Annotated in this window: 15 protein-coding genes; 8 read left to right on the top strand and 7 right to left on the bottom strand. The window is 72.3% G+C overall.

All coding sequences use genetic code 11. The annotated features are described in order from the left end of the window. Nucleotides 1–3: 3 nt before the first annotated feature. A complete protein-coding gene (ychF, locus tag AB0K14_RS24780) occupies nucleotides 4–1,083 on the bottom strand; it encodes a redox-regulated ATPase YchF (protein ID WP_360453551.1) in 1,080 nt (359 codons plus the stop codon). A gap of 79 nt (nucleotides 1,084–1,162) precedes the next feature. Between ychF and AB0K14_RS24785 the strand changes: the two genes are divergently transcribed. The 3 genes from AB0K14_RS24785 to AB0K14_RS24795 all read left to right on the top strand — a co-directional run bounded on the left by AB0K14_RS24785 (nucleotide 1,163) and on the right by AB0K14_RS24795 (nucleotide 4,310). After that, complete coding sequence (locus AB0K14_RS24785; protein WP_360453548.1) at nucleotides 1,163–2,431, top strand: AlkA N-terminal domain-containing protein; 1,269 nt, start codon at nucleotides 1,163–1,165, stop codon at nucleotides 2,429–2,431. Next, nucleotides 2,428–2,925 (top strand): methylated-DNA--[protein]-cysteine S-methyltransferase, encoded by a 498-nt coding sequence (locus AB0K14_RS24790; protein ID WP_360453545.1) that lies wholly within the window; start codon nucleotides 2,428–2,430, stop codon nucleotides 2,923–2,925. The genes AB0K14_RS24785 and AB0K14_RS24790 overlap by 4 nt, the downstream gene beginning before the upstream one ends. 248 nt (nucleotides 2,926–3,173) lie before the next feature. Continuing rightward, nucleotides 3,174–4,310, top strand: coding sequence for a hypothetical protein (locus tag AB0K14_RS24795; RefSeq protein WP_360453542.1), 1,137 nt, complete (start codon nucleotides 3,174–3,176; stop codon nucleotides 4,308–4,310). Nucleotides 4,311–4,430: 120 nt separating this feature from the next. Here the strand turns inward: AB0K14_RS24795 and AB0K14_RS24800 are convergent, their stop codons facing one another. Together AB0K14_RS24800 and AB0K14_RS24805 are read right to left on the bottom strand one after the other, a co-directional pair. After that, on the bottom strand, nucleotides 4,431–5,231 hold the full coding sequence (locus AB0K14_RS24800; RefSeq protein WP_360453539.1) for a DUF6542 domain-containing protein: 801 nt from the start codon (nucleotides 5,229–5,231) through the stop codon (nucleotides 4,431–4,433). A 37-nt stretch (nucleotides 5,232–5,268) separates the two neighbouring features. Beyond that, on the bottom strand, nucleotides 5,269–6,219 hold the full coding sequence (locus AB0K14_RS24805; RefSeq protein ID WP_360453536.1) for a DNA recombination protein RmuC: 951 nt from the start codon (nucleotides 6,217–6,219) through the stop codon (nucleotides 5,269–5,271). A 115-nt stretch (nucleotides 6,220–6,334) separates the two neighbouring features. Here AB0K14_RS24805 and AB0K14_RS24810 point away from each other — a divergent pair, with 115 nt between their 5' ends. Both AB0K14_RS24810 and AB0K14_RS24815 read left to right on the top strand, forming a co-directional pair. Beyond that, on the top strand, nucleotides 6,335–7,477 hold the full coding sequence (locus tag AB0K14_RS24810; RefSeq protein WP_360453534.1) for an exonuclease SbcCD subunit D: 1,143 nt from the start codon (nucleotides 6,335–6,337) through the stop codon (nucleotides 7,475–7,477). Between the two features lie 16 nt (nucleotides 7,478–7,493). Next, entirely contained in the window at nucleotides 7,494–10,373 is a 2,880-nt protein-coding gene (locus tag AB0K14_RS24815) for an SMC family ATPase (protein WP_360453531.1), read from the top strand. Here AB0K14_RS24815 and AB0K14_RS24820 read toward each other — a convergent pair whose 3' ends face one another. Together AB0K14_RS24820 and AB0K14_RS24825 are read right to left on the bottom strand one after the other, a co-directional pair. After that, nucleotides 10,374–10,742 (bottom strand): hypothetical protein, encoded by a 369-nt coding sequence (locus AB0K14_RS24820; protein WP_360453528.1) that lies wholly within the window; start codon nucleotides 10,740–10,742, stop codon nucleotides 10,374–10,376. A 59-nt stretch (nucleotides 10,743–10,801) separates the two neighbouring features. Next, the gene (locus AB0K14_RS24825; RefSeq protein ID WP_360453525.1) at nucleotides 10,802–11,902 is read right to left on the bottom strand and encodes an amidase domain-containing protein; all 1,101 of its coding nucleotides are present in this window, start codon (nucleotides 11,900–11,902) and stop codon (nucleotides 10,802–10,804) included. Between the two features lie 405 nt (nucleotides 11,903–12,307). Between AB0K14_RS24825 and AB0K14_RS24830 the strand changes: the two genes are divergently transcribed. Beyond that, entirely contained in the window at nucleotides 12,308–12,703 is a 396-nt protein-coding gene (locus AB0K14_RS24830; protein WP_360453522.1) for a VOC family protein, read from the top strand. Here the strand turns inward: AB0K14_RS24830 and AB0K14_RS24835 are convergent. Beyond that, a complete protein-coding gene (locus AB0K14_RS24835) occupies nucleotides 12,700–14,583 on the bottom strand; it encodes an ABC transporter ATP-binding protein (protein ID WP_360453519.1) in 1,884 nt (627 codons plus the stop codon). The two genes, AB0K14_RS24830 and AB0K14_RS24835, sit on opposite strands and share 4 nt — an antisense overlap. Nucleotides 14,584–14,868: 285 nt before the next feature. Between AB0K14_RS24835 and AB0K14_RS24840 the strand changes: the two genes are divergently transcribed. Both AB0K14_RS24840 and AB0K14_RS24845 read left to right on the top strand, forming a co-directional pair. Then, nucleotides 14,869–15,792 (top strand): hypothetical protein, encoded by a 924-nt coding sequence (locus AB0K14_RS24840; protein WP_360453515.1) that lies wholly within the window; start codon nucleotides 14,869–14,871, stop codon nucleotides 15,790–15,792. Between the two features lie 219 nt (nucleotides 15,793–16,011). After that, nucleotides 16,012–18,711 (top strand): tetratricopeptide repeat protein, encoded by a 2,700-nt coding sequence (locus tag AB0K14_RS24845; protein WP_360453512.1) that lies wholly within the window; start codon nucleotides 16,012–16,014, stop codon nucleotides 18,709–18,711. A gap of 59 nt (nucleotides 18,712–18,770) precedes the next feature. Here the strand turns inward: AB0K14_RS24845 and AB0K14_RS24850 are convergent, their stop codons facing one another. Further along, nucleotides 18,771–19,715: a 4-hydroxy-3-methylbut-2-enyl diphosphate reductase gene (locus AB0K14_RS24850; RefSeq protein ID WP_360453509.1), complete on the bottom strand. Its 945-nt coding sequence runs from the start codon at nucleotides 19,713–19,715 to the stop codon at nucleotides 18,771–18,773. Between the last annotated feature and the right edge of the window lies 1 nt (nucleotide 19,716).

Genomic DNA, 19,716 nt, shown 5'->3' on the forward strand with positions numbered 1-19,716 from the left:
CGGTCAGACGTTGAAGCGGAACTCCACCACGTCGCCGTCGGCCATCACGTAGTCCTTGCCCTCCATGCGGACCTTGCCGGCGGCCTTCGCGGCCGACATGGAGCCCGCCTCCACCAGGTCGGTGAAGGACACGACCTCGGCCTTGATGAAGCCGCGCTCGAAGTCCGTGTGGATGACGCCCGCCGCCTGCGGCGCGGTCGCGCCCTGGGGGATCGTCCACGCCCGCGACTCCTTCGGACCCGCCGTCAGGTAGGTCTGCAGACCGAGGGTGTGGAAGCCGGCGCGGGCCAGCGAGTACAGGCCCGGCTCGTGCTGGCCGATCGACTCCAGCAGCTCGCGGGCGGACTCCTCGTCCAGCTCCAGCAGCTCCGCCTCGACCTTGGCGTCGAGGAACACCGCGTCCGCGGGCGCCACCATCTCGCGCAGCTCCTTGAGCCTCGCCTCGTCGGTGAGCACGGCCTCGTCGGCGTTGAACACGTACAGGAACGGCTTCGCGGTGAGCAGGCTCAGCTCCCGCAGCAGCTCACCATCCACTTCGGACTGGGCGGCGAACAGCGTGCGGCCGCCGTCGAGGACGTCGCGCGCCTGCTGCGCCGCCTCCAGCGCGGGACGGCGGTCCTTCTGCGTGCGGGCTTCCTTCTCCAGCCTCGGGATGGCCTTCTCCAACGTCTGGAGGTCGGCCAGGATCAACTCGGTGTTGATCGTCTCGATGTCGGCGCCGGGGTCGACGCGGCCGTCGACGTGCACCACGTCGGAGTCGTCGAAGACCCGGATGACCTGGCAGATCGCGTTGGCCTCGCGGATGTTGGCGAGGAACTTGTTGCCGAGGCCGGCCCCCTCCGACGCGCCCTTCACGATGCCCGCGATGTCGACGAACGACACCACCGCGGGCACCTCGCGCTCGGAGGCGAAGATCGCGGCGAGCTTGCCGAGGCGCTCGTCCGGCAGCGGCACCACCCCGACGTTCGGCTCGATGGTCGCGAACGGGTAGTTCGCCGCCAGCACGTCGTTGCGCGTGAGGGCGTTGAACAGGGTGGACTTGCCGACGTTGGGCAGGCCGACGATGCCGAGGGTCAAACTCACGGTGGGTGAGTCTACGCGCCCCAACGCCGTGTCCGATTCCCGCGAGACCCAACGTCCCGCCGCCGGCAGAGTGGGCCGCATGCTCCTCGACGACGAACGCGCCTACCGGGCCGTCGCCGCCCGCGACGCCCGCTTCGACGGGTGCTTCATCCTCGCGGTGCGCACGACCCGCATCTACTGCCGACCGTCCTGCCCCGCCGTGACGCCGAAGCGCCGCAACGCCGAGTTCTACCCGACCGCCGCGGCCGCCCAGTCCGCCGGTTACCGGGCGTGCCGGCGGTGCCTGCCCGACGCCGTGCCCGGCTCGCCCGAGTGGAACCTCCGGGCCGACCTCGCGGCACGCTCCATGCGCCTCATCTCCGACGGCGTGGTGGAGCGGGAGGGCGTGCCGGGGCTCGCGTCGCGCCTGGGCTACTCGGAGCGCCACCTGACGCGCGTGCTGACCGCCGAACTGGGCGCCGGACCGCTGGCCCTGGCCCGCGCGCACCGGGCGCACTCGGCGAGGCTGCTGATCGAGACGACCGACCTGTCGTTCGGCGACATCGCGTTCGCGGCCGGTTTCGCCAGCGTGCGGCAGTTCAACGAGACCGTCCGGACGGTGTTCGCGACCACGCCGTCGGCGATGCGCTCGACCCGTGCCGTCTCGACCACCGCGGGCCGCATCACGTTGCGCCTGCCGTACCGGCCGCCGTTCGACGCGGCGGGTCTGCTGGCGTACTTCCGGGCGCACGCGATCGCGGGCGTGGAGGACGTGACGGACGGCTGTTACGCGCGTTCGCTGCGGCTGCCGCACGGTCAGGCGACCGTGCGGCTGGAACCGGCGGCGGGGTACGTGTCGTGCTCGTTGCGGTTGACCGACCTGCGTGACCTGGGCAGCGCGGTGAGCCGGGTGCGGCGGCTGCTCGACCTGGACGCCGACCCGGTGGCCGTGGACGACTTCCTGGCCGCCGACCCGGCGTTGCGCCCGTCCGTCCTCGCCCGGCCGGGCGTGCGGCTGCCCGGCAGCGTCGACGGCGCGGAAACACTGCTCAGGGCGCTGGGCCACGACCAGCCGGGCGAGCCGCTGGACCACCCCGACGGGCCGGTGACGCACCTGTACCCGGCGCCGACGGCGGTCGACTCGCCGGTGGCGCGGGCGTTGGCCGACGGCACGTTGAAGGTGGACGTCGGTCGTGACGCGGACGAGCTGCACGCCGAGCTGTCGGCGTTCCCCGGTGTCGGCCCGCAGGTCGCCTCGTACGTCGTGATGCGGGTTCTCGGCGCCCCGGACATCCCTTTGACCAGCGACAACATCGCGTGGCGCCCTTGGCGCTCGTACGCCGCGATGCACCTCAGGAGGACCGCGTGAGCACCGGCCACGTGTCGACCATCGACACCCCGATCAGCCCTTTCACCGCCATCGTCGCCATGGACGGCGCCGTGCTGGCCAGCGGGTGGACCGCGAGCGCGGACGACCTGCTCCCCCAGGTCTCGCCGTCGCTGCGCCCGACGACGCTCGCGCACCGCCGTGACCTGGGCGAGGTGACCAGGGCCGTCCGCGCGTACCACGCGGGTGACCTGGACGCGATCGCCGACGTGCGGGTCCGGCAGCGCGGCGGTGAGTTCATGGGGCGGGCGTGGGACGCCCTGCGCACCGTCCCGGCGGGCAAGCCCATCAGCTACGCCGACTACGCCCTGCTGGCCGGCCGCCCGACCGCGGTGCGCGCCGCCGCCAGTGCGTGCGCCCGCAACGCCGCCACCTTGTTCGTCCCGTGCCACCGCGTGATCCGCACGGGCGGCGCGACCGGCAACTTCCGCTGGGGCGCGGACGTGAAGCGGTGGCTGCTGGCCCACGAGGCCTGAGTGGGCACTTGTTCACGGCCGGTCGAGTCGACCACAGATCCGCAGTCGGAGCCGCGAACCGTCGGTCTTTGGTGATGGGGAGAAAACCGCGGTCCTCCGGGGCACCCTCGCTCCCCCCGCGATTCAGGACTTCACCGACATCGGTCGACCATCGACCGTCAGCGGTCCCACGACGCGGTGATGGGTAACGTATCGATCTTGCCGCAGGCCGGGTCGTCTTCGGGCTGCACCGACAGCTGCGAGGAACCGTGTCAGCCAGGAGCAATCCTCAAGGGCCGGGCAGATCCGATTCGTGGATACTGCTCCTGGTCACAGCGTTGCTCATCCCCCTCGTCTTCAGCGCCGACCTGATCGAGGCCGTGAACAAGGAGCCGGACCGGGCAAAGTGGCCATGGTGGCTCCTGGGGTCTGTGGACGCCGCTCTTCTGCTGCTCGTCCTGCTCATCACCCGGATCTTCTACTGGAAATCACGTATCGCGCTCCAGTGGCGGATGGTCGCTTGGTGGCTGACGGGCGCGGCCGTCACGCTTGGCTTGGACCTGCTCGAAACGCTGACCTTCCCGGTCTGGGGAGATCTGCTCGTCTCCGTGGGCTACGTCGCAGCTCTCGCCACGATCCTGGCGGCGACCGTTGGCGCCAACCCGTTCAGCTTGATCTCCGCCAGACTGCGCAGGCACAACCCTGAAGCATGGCTGCGGTACCAGGTGGCCATTCCCCTCCTGTTCGGCACCCTTGCCGCCTATGTGGGGTCGACCCTGTGGCGGGTCTTGGACGTAGGCACCAACCGGACCGAGCGCGACATCAGGTTCACCGACGAGGAGAAAGAACTCCTGAACTCGGCGAGCTTGACCGAGTACGCGAACTACGCGAATTCCCTGTGCTCCAACGTGGTCGACCAGGAGTATTTCGCACAGGTCAGTCAGATAATCCCCTTGTTGCTCGTAGCCGTCGGACTCGAAGCCAAGTTCTTCTCGCGAAACATGCAGGAGGCGAGCAGCCGAGCGATCACGATCAATGCCGTACTGGTCTTGCTCGGCGGCGAGGTACTGGCCCTGTCAGCGCTGCCGTCGTCCGGGAACGGCTGCGACGAAACGCTGCAGGGCTGGCACGAGTACATGGCTTTTGTGATCACACTCCAGGCAGTCGTCATTGCCCTGGTGACACTTGCCCTCGCGCTCCTGTCGGGTCGCGGTCAAGGCAGCGCCGGGAGACCTCGGGACCCAGCCGAGGACCCTCGACCCCCTGCCGGCGAGCCGCCTGCCGTCCCGGAACGAACGGTGTCGACCGTCGAGGGACGTGGTCGTGATGCCGCGTTCTTCGGCGCAGGTGTCCTGATCGCAGTCGGAGTGATAATCCGCATCGCCCGGAGGCTGGGCAGGCCCTGACCCGCGACCGATCATGCTCACGCGCAGGCGGGACTCGCATCGGCGAGCCGTCGGCAACTCGATCGCCGAGACTCCGTGACCGTTCCGTGGTCCGCCTGCGCGAGCCGAGCCCTCGTGGGCTCAGTCCTCGTCGCGCGGTGGGCGGGGGCGGCGTGGGGGGCGGCCGCCTTCGCGTGGTGGGGCGGGGCGGCGGGGGCGGTCGGAGGTGCCCGAGGCCGGGGGGCGGGGGCGCTTGGGGCGGTCCTCGTCGGCGGCGGGGGCGGTGGGGCGGCGGCGGTCCTGGGGGGCGTCGGCGCGGTCGGCGCGGGGGCGCTTCTTGGGGCGGTCGTCCGGCTGTGGCTGTTCGGCGCGGTCAGGGCGGTCGGCGCGGTCGGACCGGTCGGCACGCTCGGCGCGGCGGGGTTTGTCCGGTTTGCGCTTGGCCTCGCGGATCTCGTCCTTGGTCAGCCGGTTCGGGTCCTTCTGCGTCATCACGCGGACGATGCCGATGATCACGGTGCACGCGGTCGTGATCGCCATCGCCGGGAAACCGTCGATCAACGGCTTGCCCAGCGTGAGCCCGACCGACGGCAGCCCACCGCTGGGCATCCCCTGCGTGAACACCACCAGCACCGGCACCACGATGGCCAGGACCAGGGGCGGCTGGACGATCGGGCCGAACATCGAGCGCCGCTCGACGAACACCACCGCCCCGACGCAGCCCACGAAGAAGGTGATGGCGAACACCCAGCCCACCGTCTTCGCGGCCGAGTTCACGTCGACGAACGTGCCGACGATCGCCACCACGAACGCGATGAGCACGGCCGACCACCAGGGCAGACCCCGGAAGCTGCCGAACATGGCGCGGTCGTTCCAGCGGACGGCGGAAAGCTCCTCGTCCTCCGGCTCGCTGCGCGAGTCGTCACGCATAGCAGCGGTCACGCACACTCCTCGTTCGGCTCAGTCCCGACACACTCTATTACGCCTCCCGAGCGTCCAAGGGTGCACCGAGGGGTGCACCGAGGCCGGCGTCGTCCGTCCGCCGCACCAACGGCAGCGGTGTGACGTCGGACGACGCGTTGCTCAACGGCTCCACCGCCGCCCGGAAACCCTCCAACGCGTCCAGCTCGCGCCGCCGCGCGGACAGGAACCGCTGCAGGTGCGTGCTCGACAGGTTCACCGCGTCCACGGCCGTGTCGGCGGCCCGGTGCGCGCGTGAAGCGGCCGCCCTGACCTGCTCCACGTCGTCGGCCAGCGCGCGGTCGGTCACCGCGAACATCGCCGCCGACGCGATCACCGCGAACCCGGTCGGCCCGCACAGGAACACCCGCCGGTCGAGCAGCCACCGCAGCAGCTCGGGGTCGGTGTCCAGGGCCGCGACCACCGCGCCGTCGTTCGGCACGAACATGATCGTCCCGTAGATCGCGTCGGCCCACCGCTGGTAGCCCTTGCCCGCCAGCTCCGCGGCACGCGCACGGATGTTCCGGACGTGCACGCGCAACGCGTCGACCCGCTCGGACGCGTTGTCCGTCTCCACCGCCTCCGCCCACGTCGCCATGCTCATCTTGGCGTCCACCGGCACCCGCCGACCGCCGCCGACGTTGAGCACCAGGTCCGGCCGCACCGAACCGCCGCCCGCCACGTCCACCTGCAGGTCGAAGTGGATGCCCTCGCGCAGGCCCAACACCCGCGCGGTCTCCACCAGCACCTTCTCGCCGAGCTCACCGCGACCGCTGACCGAGGAGAACGCCACCTCGTAGCGCTGCAACGCCGCCCACTGGGCGTCGCCGCGTTCCCGTTCGGCCTGCACCGCGGCCAGCGCGGCGTCCGTGCGCCGCACGCTGTCCTGGTAGAGCCGCCACAGGAACAGCAGCGCACCCGCGAGCAGGAGCGCCACGACCACCGCCGCCGTGCTGAGGACCGCTGTCATGCCACGATCATCGCGCAACACCAGATCTGCCCGGACTGGTGTCCGATCACACGTTCGAGCGACACGCCGAGCGGGGTTCCGGGTCGGAGGGCCGGGCGGCCCTAGCGTGGCCGGCGTGAAGATCCTGCACACGTCCGATTGGCACGTGGGGCGCACCTTCCACGGCCGTGACCTGCTGCAAGAGCAGGAATCGGTGCTCGGCGGCCTCGCCGACACCGTGTCGGACGAGCGGGTGGACGCGGTCGTGGTGGCGGGTGACCTGTTCGACCGGGCGGTGCCGAACGCCGAGGCGGTCGCGGTGTGCTCGCGGGTGCTCAGGCGGATCCGGGCGGCGGGCGCGCAGATCGTGATCACGCCCGGCAACCACGACTCGGCGGCCCGGCTGGGCTTCCTGGGCGCGTTCGCCGAGGCGGGCGGGCTGCACCTGCGCACGCGCGTGGCCGAGTTGCACGAGCCGGTGCTGTTCGCCGACGCGCACGGGCCGGTGGCGGTGTACGGGATCCCGTTCCTGGAGCCGGAGACGGCGCGGCACGCGCTGGGCGTCGAGGCCAAGGGCCACGGCGGGGTGCTGACCGAGGCGATGCGGCTGGTCAAGCAGGACCTGGCCGCCCGGGAGGGCACGCGGTCGGTGGTGCTGGCGCACGCGTTCGTGACCGGCGGCGAGCCGTGCGAGTCGGAGCGCACGATCGCGGTGGGCGGTGTGCAGGACGTGTCGGGCGCGGTGTTCGCCGGGGTCGACTACGTGGCGCTGGGCCACCTGCACGGGCAGCAGACGTTGGCCGAGCACCTGCGGTACTCGGGCAGCCCGGTGGCGTACTCGTTCTCCGAGGCGCGGCACCACAAGTCGGTGTGGCTGGTGGAGTTGGGCGCGGGCGGGTTGGCCGGGGTGGAGCGCCGTTCGCTGCCGGTGCCGCGGTCGTTGTCGACGCTGCACGGCGCGCTGGACGACCTGCTGCTGGACCCGGAGCACGAGCCGGTCGAGGACCACTTCCTGTCGGTGACGCTGACCGACCGGGTGCGCCCGCTGGACGCGTTGCGGCGCCTGCAGACCCGGTTCGCGCACGCGGTGCACGTGGAGTGGCGGCCGGAGGGCGGGCGGACCGGTGAGCTGCGGTTCGCCGAGCGGGTGCGCGGCCGCACCGACGAGGAGATCGCCTGCTGCTTCATCGAGGACGTGCGCGGCGACCAGCCGGGCACGCGGGAACTGGCCCTGCTGCGCGAGGCCTTCGCCGCCGCGGCACGGGAGGACGAGTCGTGAACCGCGAGGAGGCGTCGTGAAGCTGCACCGGTTGGCGGTCAGCGGGTTCGGCCCGTACGCGGCGCGCGAGGAGGTCGACTTCGACCTGCTCGGCGCGGACGGCCTGTTCCTGCTGCACGGTGACACGGGCGCGGGCAAGACGACGTTGCTCGACGCGGTGGCGTTCGCGTTGTTCGGCAAGGTGCCCGGCGCGCGCGGTGACGTGAAGCGGTTGCGGTGCGACTACGCCGACCGCGACACCCAGACGTACGTGGAGCTGGAGCTGACCGTGCGCGGCCGGCGGTTCCGGATCAAGCGCAGCCCCGAGTACGAGCGGCCGAAGAAGCGCGGTGACGGCGCGACCCGGCAGCAGGCGCAGGTGTCGTTGACGTGGGTCAGCGGGTGGACCGGCGAGGGCCACAGCCGCATCGACGACGTGGCCCGCGAGGTCGAGGGCCTGCTCGGGATGACGGCCGAGCAGTTCTTCCAGGTGGTGCTGCTGCCACAGGGCGAGTTCGCCCGGTTCCTGCGCGCGGAGACCGCCGAGCGGGAGAAGCTGCTGGAGAAGCTGTTCGGCACGGAGCGCTTCCTGGACGTGGAGAAGTGGTTCCGCGAGCGGCGCAAGGAGCGCAAGCGCGAGGTCGAGCAGCTCGGCCTGGTGCACCGCGACCTGGTGCAGCGGGTCGCGGAGGTGGCGTTGGAGGACCCGCCGGAGGGCGGTGGCGACCAGGAGTGGCTCAGCTCCCTGCTCAAGCGGCTGGACGAGGCCGAGCGCGACGCCGACCAGCTCGCGGCCGAGGCGTCCGACCGGCGTGCCGCGGCCGAGCGGGACTGGCAGGAGGCCCGGGCGCGGCACGAACGGGTGCGCCGCGTGCGGGAGGCGCGCCGCAACCTCGACCGGTACGCCGAGGTCGAGCCGAGCCTGCGGGCGTGGGTCGCCGAACGTGACGCGGCCCGGCAGGCCGCGGTCGTGGTGCCCGCGCAGGACCGCGCGGTGAAGCTGGCCCGTGAGCTCGACGCCGCGGTCGCCCAGGAACGGGCCGCGGCGGCCGCCGTGGCCGCGCTCGGCTACCAGGGCACGGACCTGCGCGGCGACGGTGAACGCCTGCGCGAGGAGGCGGGCGGGCTGACCGGCCTGGCCGCCGACGCCGAGCGGCAGCGCGCCGACCAGCGGCGGATCGCGCAGCTGGACCGCGACGTGACCGCGACGTCGCGGCAGCTGGCGGCGCTGGTCACGCAGCTGGACGAGGTGCCGCCCCGGCTGGCCGCCGCGAAGGCCGCGGTCGAGGAGTCGGCGGAGGCCGCGGCACGGCTGCCGCAGGTGTCGGGCCTGGCGGCGGCGGCGTCCGAGTTGCCGCGGGTCGAGCGGGCGTTCCGGGAGGCCGACGAAGCGCGGCGGGCCGCGGTGGACGCGCAGCAGAAGGCCCGCGAGAAGCTGCTCCGGATCCGCCGGGAACGACTGGACGGCATGGCCGTCGAGCTGGCCGGGCAGCTGGCCGCGGGGCACGCGTGCCCGGTGTGCGGATCGGCCGAGCACCCGGCGCCCGCGCAGCCGATGCTGGGTTCGGTGACGGCGGCCGACGAGGAACGCGCCGCCGAGGCCGACCAGCGCGCGCTCGACCTGCGGCAGCGGGCCGAGCAGGAGGCGCAGCGGCTGGACGCGAGGCTGGCGTTGCTGCGCGAGCAGTTGGGCGACCGGCCGCCCGCCGAGCTGGAACGCGAGCACCGGTCCGTGGCGGCTCGCGCCGAGCAGCTGGAACGCGCGCAGGCGGCGTTGGCCGAGCTGGAGGCGAAGGTGCAGCGCGCGCTCGAAGAGCGTGGCGCGCTGGAACGCCACCTGGCCGAGGCCGGGGCGCAGCGCAAGGAGTTGGCCGACGCGGTCGAGGAGCGCGGCGCGCGGCTGGAGGAGGCGCGCGGTGACTTCCCGGACGTGGTGACGCGCCGGGCGCACCTGGGCGACCTGGCCGACGCGCTGACCGCGCTGGCGGCACGCCGCGCCGCCGTGACCGAGCACGAGGAGCGCCTGGCCGACCAGCGGCTGGAGGTGTCGCGGCTGGCGTCGCTGGCCGGGTTCGCCGACGTGGCGGACGCCCTGGCCGCGGCACGCCCGGCAACCGCGGTCGCCGAGCTGGAGACCCGGATCCGCGATGTCGAGAAGACCAGGACCGCGGCCGAGAGCACGCTGGCCGAGCTGCCCGGCACCGACCCGGACGCCGAGGTCGACGTGGCGGGCGCCGAGGAGCGGTTCCGGGTGGCGAGCGACCGGTCGACCGACGCCACCACGACCTTGACGAACGCCCGCACGAGGGCCGCGCGCGCCGCCGACCTGGCCGAGCAGCTGCGCGCCGCGTGGCTGCGGCTGGAGCCGGTGGAGGCCGAGTACGCCGAGCTGGACGCGTTGACCGACGTGATCAACGGCATGGGCCAGAACGCCAAGAACATGACCCTGCGCACCTACGTGCTGGCCGCCCGGCTGGAGGAGGTGGCGGTGGCCGCGAGCACCCGGCTGGAACGCATGAGCCAGGGCCGCTACCGGTTCGTGCACTCGATCGAGGCGGGGCCGCGGGGCACCAGGGGCGGGTTGGGCCTCGACGTCATGGACGACTACTCGGGGCAGCAGCGGCCGGCGAAGACGCTGTCGGGCGGCGAGTCGTTCCTGGCGTCGCTGGCGCTGGCGCTCGGGCTGGCCGACGTGGTCGCGGCGGGCGCCGTGCTGGACACGCTGTTCATCGACGAGGGCTTCGGCACGCTGGACGCCGAGACCCTCGAACTGGTGATGACCACGTTGGACGAGCTGCGCGCGGGCGGCCGGGTGGTCGGCCTCGTCTCGCACGTGGAGGAGCTGCGGCAGCGCATCCCCACCAGGTTGCGCGTCCGGAAGGCCCGCGAGGGGTCGTCGTTGGAGCTGACGGCTTAGCTAGGCCGTCAGCGGCGCGACCATCCAGCGGGCACCGTCCCACTCCGCCGTCTCGTCCATGGTCACGCGCTGCCCGTCGGCCGCCGTCGCCTCGATCCGCACGCGGTAGACGCGTTCGAACTCGGAGGTCTTGGTGATGCCGTCGACGACCAGCCCGCGCCTGCCGTAGCGGCTGATCCGGTCCGACGCGTCGGTGGTGCCGGACCGGTTGAGGTGCGCGGCCAGCCCGGCTTCGTCGGCGCTGTTGAGCAGGTCGACGTAGCGCCGCAGCCACTGGTCCAGTGCCGCGGTGTCCGGAGCCGGTGGCTGCGCGGCGCACGCCGTCAGCAGGACCAGCCCCATCGCCAACACCGATCGCCGAACCGGCATCGTGCCTCCGTCCCAGGGGAGGACCACGCACCGACGTGCGCGATCCTCCCCTCTGGGTATCAGGTGCGGAACGCGTAGTACAGGGCGCCGCCGTAGGAGTCGAGCAGGCTCTGCAGCGACCGGTTCAGGGTGTTCGAGGTGTGGTAGGTCAGGTAGGGCATCGAGGACGAGCGGTAGGTCACGATCATCGAGTGGTCCTTCGACGAGTTCGCCGAGAAGTCCATCTGCAGGATGTCGGAGAGACCCAGGGACCAGACGTTCGACAGGTTGTAGGTCCTACCGCTGTGCAGCGCGAAACTGGCCCAGAAGTTCACGTTGATCCACGACCACGTCTCGTTGAGCGAGTTGTACCACCAGTACCGGTAGTCCCGGTACCAGCCGCTCACGTGCCCCCAACCGCCCGCGGCCAGCGCCTGGCTGATGAAGTTGGTGCAGTCGCCGCCGACGTCGGCGAACGTGCGGTACGCGGTGTTGTAGTTGTAGACGTACCGGACCGCGTAGTCGGCCATCGCCTGGTAGTTGTACGCGGCCGCGGTGATCTTGTCCGAACCGGTCGTGGTGGGCTTGTCGGTGGCCGCCGACCCCTTCGTCGGCTGTGCCGCCACCTGCCCCGCGACGGTGGGTTCGGTCACCGGCAGCGGTCCGCCCTGGTCGGTCAGGCGCTGGGACGCGAGCACCCACTGACCGCCGACCCGGCTGAACCGGAAGGTGCGCTCCGCCGCGAACCCCGTGTTGGCGGGCTCGTCACCCCTGACCTGCGCGTAGTCGAGCGTCGTCTGCTCCTGGACCACGAGCTCGACGTCCGCGCCGCGGCGGTGCACCGCGCTGGACGTGATCTCGGTGCGGGCCGCGGTGTACTGCTCCCCCGCCTGCGCGAGCCGCTGCTTGCGCCCGCCCAGCGCCGTGGAGGCCGCCGACTCGGCCGAACGGATCTCCGCGGCCGTGCCGACCGCGCCTCCGGCGAGCGCGGTGACGCCGTGGGCGGTCACCCGCCCGGTCACCAGGGTGTCCGCCCGGTGCTGCAGGAATTCCTGTGCCGCCGACACGAGGAGCGCGTCGTCGACCGCTTTCGCGGGCGCGGCCTGCGCCGGCGCGGAAACGCCTGCGAGCAACGCGACAGCCGCCACCGAGGGCAGCACGGATCTTCGCAAGAAATTCATTTCTTCCTCCACCTGGAGCAGTGGCGACCCTGTGGTCGACAGGATTGGACCATACGTTCCGAGGCGGAGATATTTCGATTAATCGCGTACGGTCACACAAATGGAGCAGGCAAGGGCTGATCATCGGGCGATGGCCGTCGAACCCGGTCGGCCATGTGCCGATCGTTCGACACCGAAAGGTCTCCACCAGGTGGAATTCACCGGCGACATGCCGACGCTCCACGCGGTGAGCAGCGGAAACGTCCCGTGGGGACGTACCGGGAAATGCCCCAGCCAACCGTTCGTCAGCAAATTCCCGCCCACCTCGAAAATCTTATTTCCGACAACTGTTCGACCACGTGGAGCAGACGATCGGGCGGTCGAACGCGGTCCGGCCGCGGTCCGGCCGCCGCTAGCATCCACACCATGCCCTACCGGTCCGCGTTTCCCATGCTGGTGTGCGACGACCTGGCGCGTTCGCTGGAGTTCTACCGCGACGGCCTCGGGTTCACCGTGACCTACCGCTTCCCCGCCGACGGCGACCCGCTCTACGTGGCCGCCGAGCTGGGTGACGGGTCGAAGCTCGGGCTCGGCCAGGTCGCGCCGGACGGCAAGGGCGTGCACGGCGCGCCCCAGCGCCCCGCCACCGGCCACCGGTTCGAGCTGTGCGTCTACCACGACGACGTGGACGCGGCCGTCACCGACCTGGAACGCCGCGGCCACCCCGTGCTCCAGCAGCCGAACGACACGCCGTGGGGTGAGCGGATCGCGTTCGTGGCCGACCCGGACGGCAACCCGGTGATGATCACCGCACCGCGCTAGGACGCGAGCAGCCCGCCCCGGTACGCGGCGGCCTGGAGCTCGAACAGCTCGAAGTAGTGCCCGCGCGACTCCATCAGCTCCTCGTGCGTGCCCTGCTCGATGATCCGGCCCTGGTCGAGCACGACGATCCGGTCGGCGTTGCGGATGTTCGCCAGCCGGTGCGTGACCAGGATCGTCGTGCGCCGCGCGGTCGCCTCCCGCAGGCCTTCGAAGACGCGCGCCTCGGCCTTGGCGTCCAGCGCGGCCGTCGGCTCGTCGGCCACCAGCACCGACGCGTCCCGGTACATCCCGCGCGCGATGCCCATCCGCTGCCACTGCCCGCCGGACAGGTCCTGGCCGTCGTTGAACTGCCGCGACAGCACGGTGTCCGGCCCGGCCGGGAGGGCGGCCAGCACCTCGTCCGCGCCGGACTTCGCCACCGCCTCCCGCCACGCCTCCTCGTCCTCGCGCTCCAGCCGGCCGACCGTCACGTTGTGCCGCGCGGTCATCGGCCACTGCGCCGGGTCCTGCGCGATCACCGCGATCGACGAGTGCACCGAGTGCGGGTCGGCCGTCGCCAGGTCGACGTCGTCCCACGCGACCGTCCCCGACGACGCCGGGAACAGGCCGGTCAGCACCTTGCCCAGGGTCGTCTTGCCCGACCCGTTCTCCCCCACCAGCGCGACGACCTCGCCCTTCTCCACGGTCAGGTTCACCTCGCGCAGCGCGGGCCTCTTCCCGCCGGGGTAGGTGAACGACACGTCGGTCAGCGTGATCCGCGACGGGTCGGCCGGAGCGTGCACCGGTGAGCTGCCCTGCGCCCGTTCCGCGCCCTCGACCAGCAGCTTGCGGTAGAAGTCGATGTAGAACGAGTCCTCGTACAGCGAGTTGACCGCGCGGGTGGTGCTCGCCAGCGACGAGAACCCGGTGCGCATGGCCAGCACCGCCGTGCCCGCCAACGCCAGTTCCATGCCACCGGTGTGCAGCAGCACGCCCAGCACGACGTAGGCGACCGCGGTGCCGACCCCGGCCAACGCGCGCCCCGTGAGCCGCACCAGGTTCGTGCGGTGCGCCATCCGGATCTCGTCCACCACGAGGCTGTCCGCGATGCGCCGGTGCTCGGCGAGCAGGCGTTCCTGCAACGTCAGCGCGTGCCGTTCCAGCGCGAAGTCCCGGTCGGTCGCGACCTCCTCGACCACGCCCTTGCGGGTGTTGCGGGTGACCGAGTCGAGGAAGTGCTCGTAGCGCAGCTTGGACGCCCGCGCCGACGCCCAGGCGTTCGCGAACGCGGCCAGCAGCAGCGCGGGCGCCAGCCACGGGTTGAGCAGCCCGACCGTGACCACCGCCGCGATCAGCGAGATGCCGCCGGACACCAGGTCCGCCAGGTACCGCAGGCTGCTCTCCAGGGAGCGGACGCCGCGCCGGCCGCCCTGACGGGCCAGCTCGCGGAAGTCGGCGTCCTCGAACGCGAGCAGTGAGGCGCGCACCAGCACCGCCGTCACCTCGTCGTTGGCCTCACGCGTGACGCGGGGCCGCAGCGAGCTCTCGACCGCCGCGACCGCCGTGTCGAGCAACGCGCGGACCACCAGCGAGGCCACCACCACCGCCAGCGCGGGCAGCGCCTCCACCACGCGCTCCGGCGTGGGGCCGCCCCGCAGCAGCGCGGCGAACACGTCGGCGGTGGCGAGCAACCCGAACGCCGTGACGCCGCCGGACAGCACGTGCACCACGCCCGCCAGCAGGGTGAGCCGGGGCGAGGTGCGCCAGGCGAGCCGGACCACCATCGCGACCGCCGACGGCAGGCTCTTCAGGGCCTTGCCCAGGCTCACGGAGGTCCCACCGCGGCGACGGGCCCACTTGGGGGTGGCCACGTTCTCCACCCCGATCAGCACGGTGCTCATCGTTCCAGCAAACGCGAACTCCGCCCGGCCGCCAACCACTTACGCCGTCAGCGCAGCTCAACGCCCCGCAGGAGCCGAAGTGTCATACCGCCGTGGCACCATCGCGGCGGAGGCCTCCACCGCTACCGCCACGGCTCCGACGGAATGGAATAAAAAACAACCACAAGGCGCGCTAACACCCGGAAGGTTCGTCCCGAAAGTCGAAGTGACCCGACCCGGAACCCACCGGGTGGACCATTCCCCTGTGCATTCCCGGGCCATTTCCGTCATGAGTGGAGAACAGCCATGCGCGCATTTCCCGGTCGAGCACGCCTCGGTGTCGTCGCCGTCGTCGCGGCGCTGGCGACGGCGGTGGTGGCCACACCCGCCTCGGCCGACGTACCCCCGTACGACCCGGCCCTCGGGCGCACGCCCTACCAGCCGGGCATGATGCTGGTCGACCCGCAGCCCGGCGATTCGGGTGGTCTGGAGAACCCGTACGGGTTCAACCTCACCCGGATGCGCGGCCTGGCCAACCCGGCTTACTACGAGCTGATGGACCACTACACGGTCAAGCTCTACCGCAACCGCCGCGGCCTGCCCGCGGACGACCCGCGCCTGCGGCAGGAGGAGCGGTGGCTGGAGGGTTTCGACGACGTCATGTCGACCATCGTGCTGGAGACCAACAAGTGGGTCGGCGGGCGCCTGGAGTACCTCGACTACGACCAGGAGAACTACCTGACCACGCCGCGCCCGGCGAACCAGATCAGCATCACCTTCGACACCCAGCTGACCGGCGTGGTGGGGATCGCCTACCCCGGCACGCGGCTCGACCGGCGCGGCCTGGTCTACACCGGCGGCAACATCAGCTTCGCGCACCTGTCGACGTGGGACCGCATCGTCGAGCGCAGCCTGGCCGGCGACCGGGAGGCCCGCCACCAGATCGGGATGAAGGTCATGCACGAGCTCGGGCACCAGCTGGGGCTCAACCACTACAACTCGGAGTACCAGGGCGAGCACGCGCTCATGGGCCAGCGGACCGTGGACGACGTCTCCAGCTGGAACGACGTGCTGTGGCGCGGCGACAAGGCGGGCCTGCTGGCCATGGCCGGGTGGCGTGGGCGGGCGAAGGCGTGCGCGCAGCGGGGCGAGTGCACCCCGATCTGGTACAAGGACACCTCCGTGGCGTGGCCGCCGAGCCCGCCCGACCACCGCTACGACCTGGGCTGAGAACCGCGAAGCGCCCACGCCTCAGAATCACGGGCGTGGGCGCTTCGGCGGCACGTCCTCGCGCGGCAGGGCGGTCGCGGATCCCGCGCAGCGGTTGCGGCTTTCGGGTACATCTCGGGTCGGCCACTGCGAACGGGCCGTGAGAACCGGCACGATGCCGGACATGGCGACGCCACGACCGCGGGTCGAGTGCGGTCCTGCCGGTGGCCTCCGGATCGCGTGACGGCGGGGATGGCGGCCGCGGGACCGGCGCTGCACCGCACGATCGTCGTGGTCGACGTGGAGGGCTTCGGTGGCCGGCAGCGGACGCTGCCCCGCCAGCTCCAGACCCGCGCCGTCCTCTACCGGGCCGTCGAACGGGCGCTGACGGCGGCCGGCGTGCGGTGGGCCGACTGCTACCACGAGGACCGCGGCGACGGCGTGTTCGTCCTCGTGCCGCCCGAGGTGCCCAAGGGACCGCTGGTCGAGGTGGCGCCCGGAGCGCTCGCCGCGGTGCTGCGCGAGCACAACGACAGCGGCCCGCCCGAGCAGCGGGTCCGGTTGCGGGTGGCCGTGCACGCCGGCGAGGTCGCCTTCGACGGCCACGGCGTCACCTCCACCGCCGTGACGACGGCGTTCCGGCTGGTCGACGCGGCACCGCTGAAGCGCGCCCTCGCCGACTCGCCGGGCGCGCTGGCGCTGGTCGTGTCCCGCTGGGTCTTCGACGAGGTCGTCCGCCACTCCGCCGTACTGGACCCCACGACGTTCCGGCCCGTGCCGGTAGCGGTGAAGGAGACCCGCGACACCGCGTGGGTCGCCCTGCCCGACCACCCGTACCCGGGCGATCCCGAGGTCCTGACCCGCACGACCGGCGATCCCACGCCCTCCGTCAGCACCCCGGCAGGTCCTCCGATCCGCCAGCTGCCCGCCGCACCGGCGCCGTTCGTCGGCCGCCGCGAGGAGCTGGACCGGTTGGACGCCGCGCTGGACGCGGCCGGGCAGGCGGCCACGGTGCTCATCTCGGCCATCGGCGGCGCCGGCGGGATCGGCAAGACCTGGTTGGCGTTGCACTGGGCCCACCGCAACGCCGACCGCTTCCCCGACGGTCAGCTGTTCGTGGACCTGCGCGGCTTCAGCCCCGACAGCGAGCCGATGGAGCCGTCGGTGGCGGTGCGCGGGTTCCTCGACGCGCTGGGCGTCGCGCCCGACCGCGTCCCCGTCGACCCGCACGCCCAAGCCGCGCTGTTCCGCAGCCTGGTCGCGGGCAAGCGGGTGCTGCTGGTGCTGGACAACGCCGCCGACACCACCCAGCTGACCCCGCTGCTCCCGGGCGCCCCGACCTGCGCCGTCCTGGTCACCAGCCGCAACCGGCTGACGGGGCTGATCACCGGTCGGGGCGCCCACCACCTCCCGTTGGGCGTGCTGTCGGACGCCGAGGCCCGCGCGCTGCTGGTCGACCGCCTCGGCGCCGAACGGGTCGAGGGCGAGTCGGTCGCGGTCTACGACCTGGTCCGCCTGTGCGGCGGGTACGCGCTGGCGTTGAGCATCGTCGCGGCCCACGCCCGTCCTCGCCGGTCGCTCGCCACCGTGGCCGCCGAGCTGCGCGAACTGGGTCTGGACGCGCTGGAGGACGACGACCCGGCCGCCGGCCTGCCCACGGTGCTGTCGTGGTCCCTCCAGCGCCTGACCCCCGAGCAGCGCACGGTGTTCGCGCTGCTGGGCGTCGCACCCGGTCCGCACATCGGCCTGCCGGCCGCGGCTTCCCTCGCCGCCCTGCCGCTAGCGCGGGCGCGCAGGGCGCTGCACGCCCTGGAGGACGCCTCACTGGTCGACCTGCACGCCGACGGCCACTACACGATGCACGACCTGGTCCGCGGCTACGCCACCGCCGTCGCCGACGACCTGGCCGAGCCCGTCCGCCGTGCGGCGCTGGAGCGCGTCGTGGACTTCTACCTGCACACCGCCCACGCGGCCGCCCGCCTGCTGACGCCGCACCGGCACCCGGTCGAGCTCGACCCGCCCGCTGCCGGCACCCGACCCCACCCCCTGGCCGACGACTCGGCCGCGTCGGCCTGGCTCGACGCCGAGCACCGCCAGGTGTCGGCCGCCCAGCGCACCGCCGCCGCCCACCAGCGGCACCAGGTGGTGTGGCAACTGGCCTGGGCCCTGACCAACTTCAACGCCCGCCGGGGGCTCCGCCACGACGACCTGGCGCTGTGGCGGGTCGCGCTGGACGCCGCCACCCACCTCGACGCGCCCACGACCCTCGCCCACGTGCACAGGAGCCTCGGCATCGCGTACGCCGAGGTGGCGCGGCACGAGGAAGCGGCCGAGCACCTCCACCGGGCACTCGCCCTGGCCGAACGGCACCAGGACGTCGACGAGCAGGCCCACATCCACCACATGCTCGCGTCGGCCTGGGAACGGCGCGGCGACGACCGACGGGCGCTGGAGCACGCCCGACGCGCCCTGGACCTCTACCGCACCCTCGCGGGGCCGGTCCGGGAGGCCCACGCGCTCAACCAGGTCGGCTGGTACGCCGCTCGCCTGGGCGACTACGACACCGCCCGCGCGCACTGCGAGACGGCGCTCGCCCTGACCCGGCGCCACGACTACGCCGAGGGCCAGGCGCACACCCTCGACAGCCTGGGGTACATCGACCACCGGACCGGTCACCACGGCCGAGCCGTCGCCCACTACCGACAGGCCCTCGCCCTGTTCCGCACCCTGGGCGACACCTACTACTCCACCGACACCCTCGCCGCCCTCGGCCACGTCCACGCCGCGCTCGACCAACACGACCGGGCCCGCGCGGTCTGGACCGAAGCGCTGGCGCAGTACCGGGCGCAGGAACGCGACACCGACGCCGAGCGGGTGCGGCGCGAGCTGGACGCCCTCGACCACCCCGGACGCGACCGGGCCGCCGAGTCCGCGGGGTGAACCCGCGGCCGCACCCGACACCGAGCAGGTCAGGTCAGGTCAGGTCAGGTCAGGTCAGGTCAGCGGACCATGTCCTTGCGCAGCTCGCGCGGCAGGGCGAAGGCGATCTTCTCGTTCGCCGTGGTGATCTCCTCGACGTCGCCGTAGCCGTGCTCGGCCAGGAACTCCAGCAGCTCCATCACCAGGATGTCCGGCACCGACGCGCCCGACGTCACACCGACCGTCGACACGCCCTCCAGCCACGCCGGGTCGACCTCGCGGGCGTAGTCGACCAGGTACGACGCCCGCGCGCCCGCCTGCAACGCCACCTCGACCAGCCGCACCGAGTTCGACGAGTTCTTCGACCCGACCACGAGCACCAGGTCGCACTCCGGCGCCATCGTCTTCACCGCGGTCTGCCGGTTGGACGTGGCGTAGCAGATGTCGTCCGACGGCGGCTCCTGGAGGTCCGGGAACCGGTCCTGCAGCTGCCGCACCCGCACCATCGTCTCGTCCACCGACAGCGTGGTCTGCGAGAGCCAGACCACCTTGGACGGATCGCGCACCACGACCTTGTCGACGTCCTCGGCGGTGTCCACGAGCTGGATGTGCGTGGGCGCCTCGCCGTACGTGCCCTCGACCTCCTCGTGTCCTTCGTGGCCGATCAGGAGGATGTCGTAGTCCTCGCGGGCGAACCGCTTGGCCTCGTTGTGGACCTTGGTCACCAGCGGGCAGGTGGCGTCGATCGTGCGCAGCTGCCGCGACGCCGCCTCCTCGTGCACGGCGGGCGACACGCCGTGCGCCGAGAACACCACGAGCGCGCCCTCGGGCACCTCGTCGGTCTCGTCCACGAAGATCGCGCCGCGCCGGGACAGCGTCTCCACGACGTGCTTGTTGTGGACGATCTCCTTGCGCACGTAGACCGGGGCGCCGTACTGCTCCAGCGCCTTCTCCACGGTCACGACGGCACGGTCCACGCCGGCGCAGTAGCCACGCGGCTTGGCCAGGAGCACTCGCTTGTCCATG

Origin of the sequence: Actinosynnema sp. NPDC050801, from assembly GCF_040673975.1 — a bacterium.
Lineage (GTDB): Bacteria > Actinomycetota > Actinomycetes > Mycobacteriales > Pseudonocardiaceae > Actinosynnema.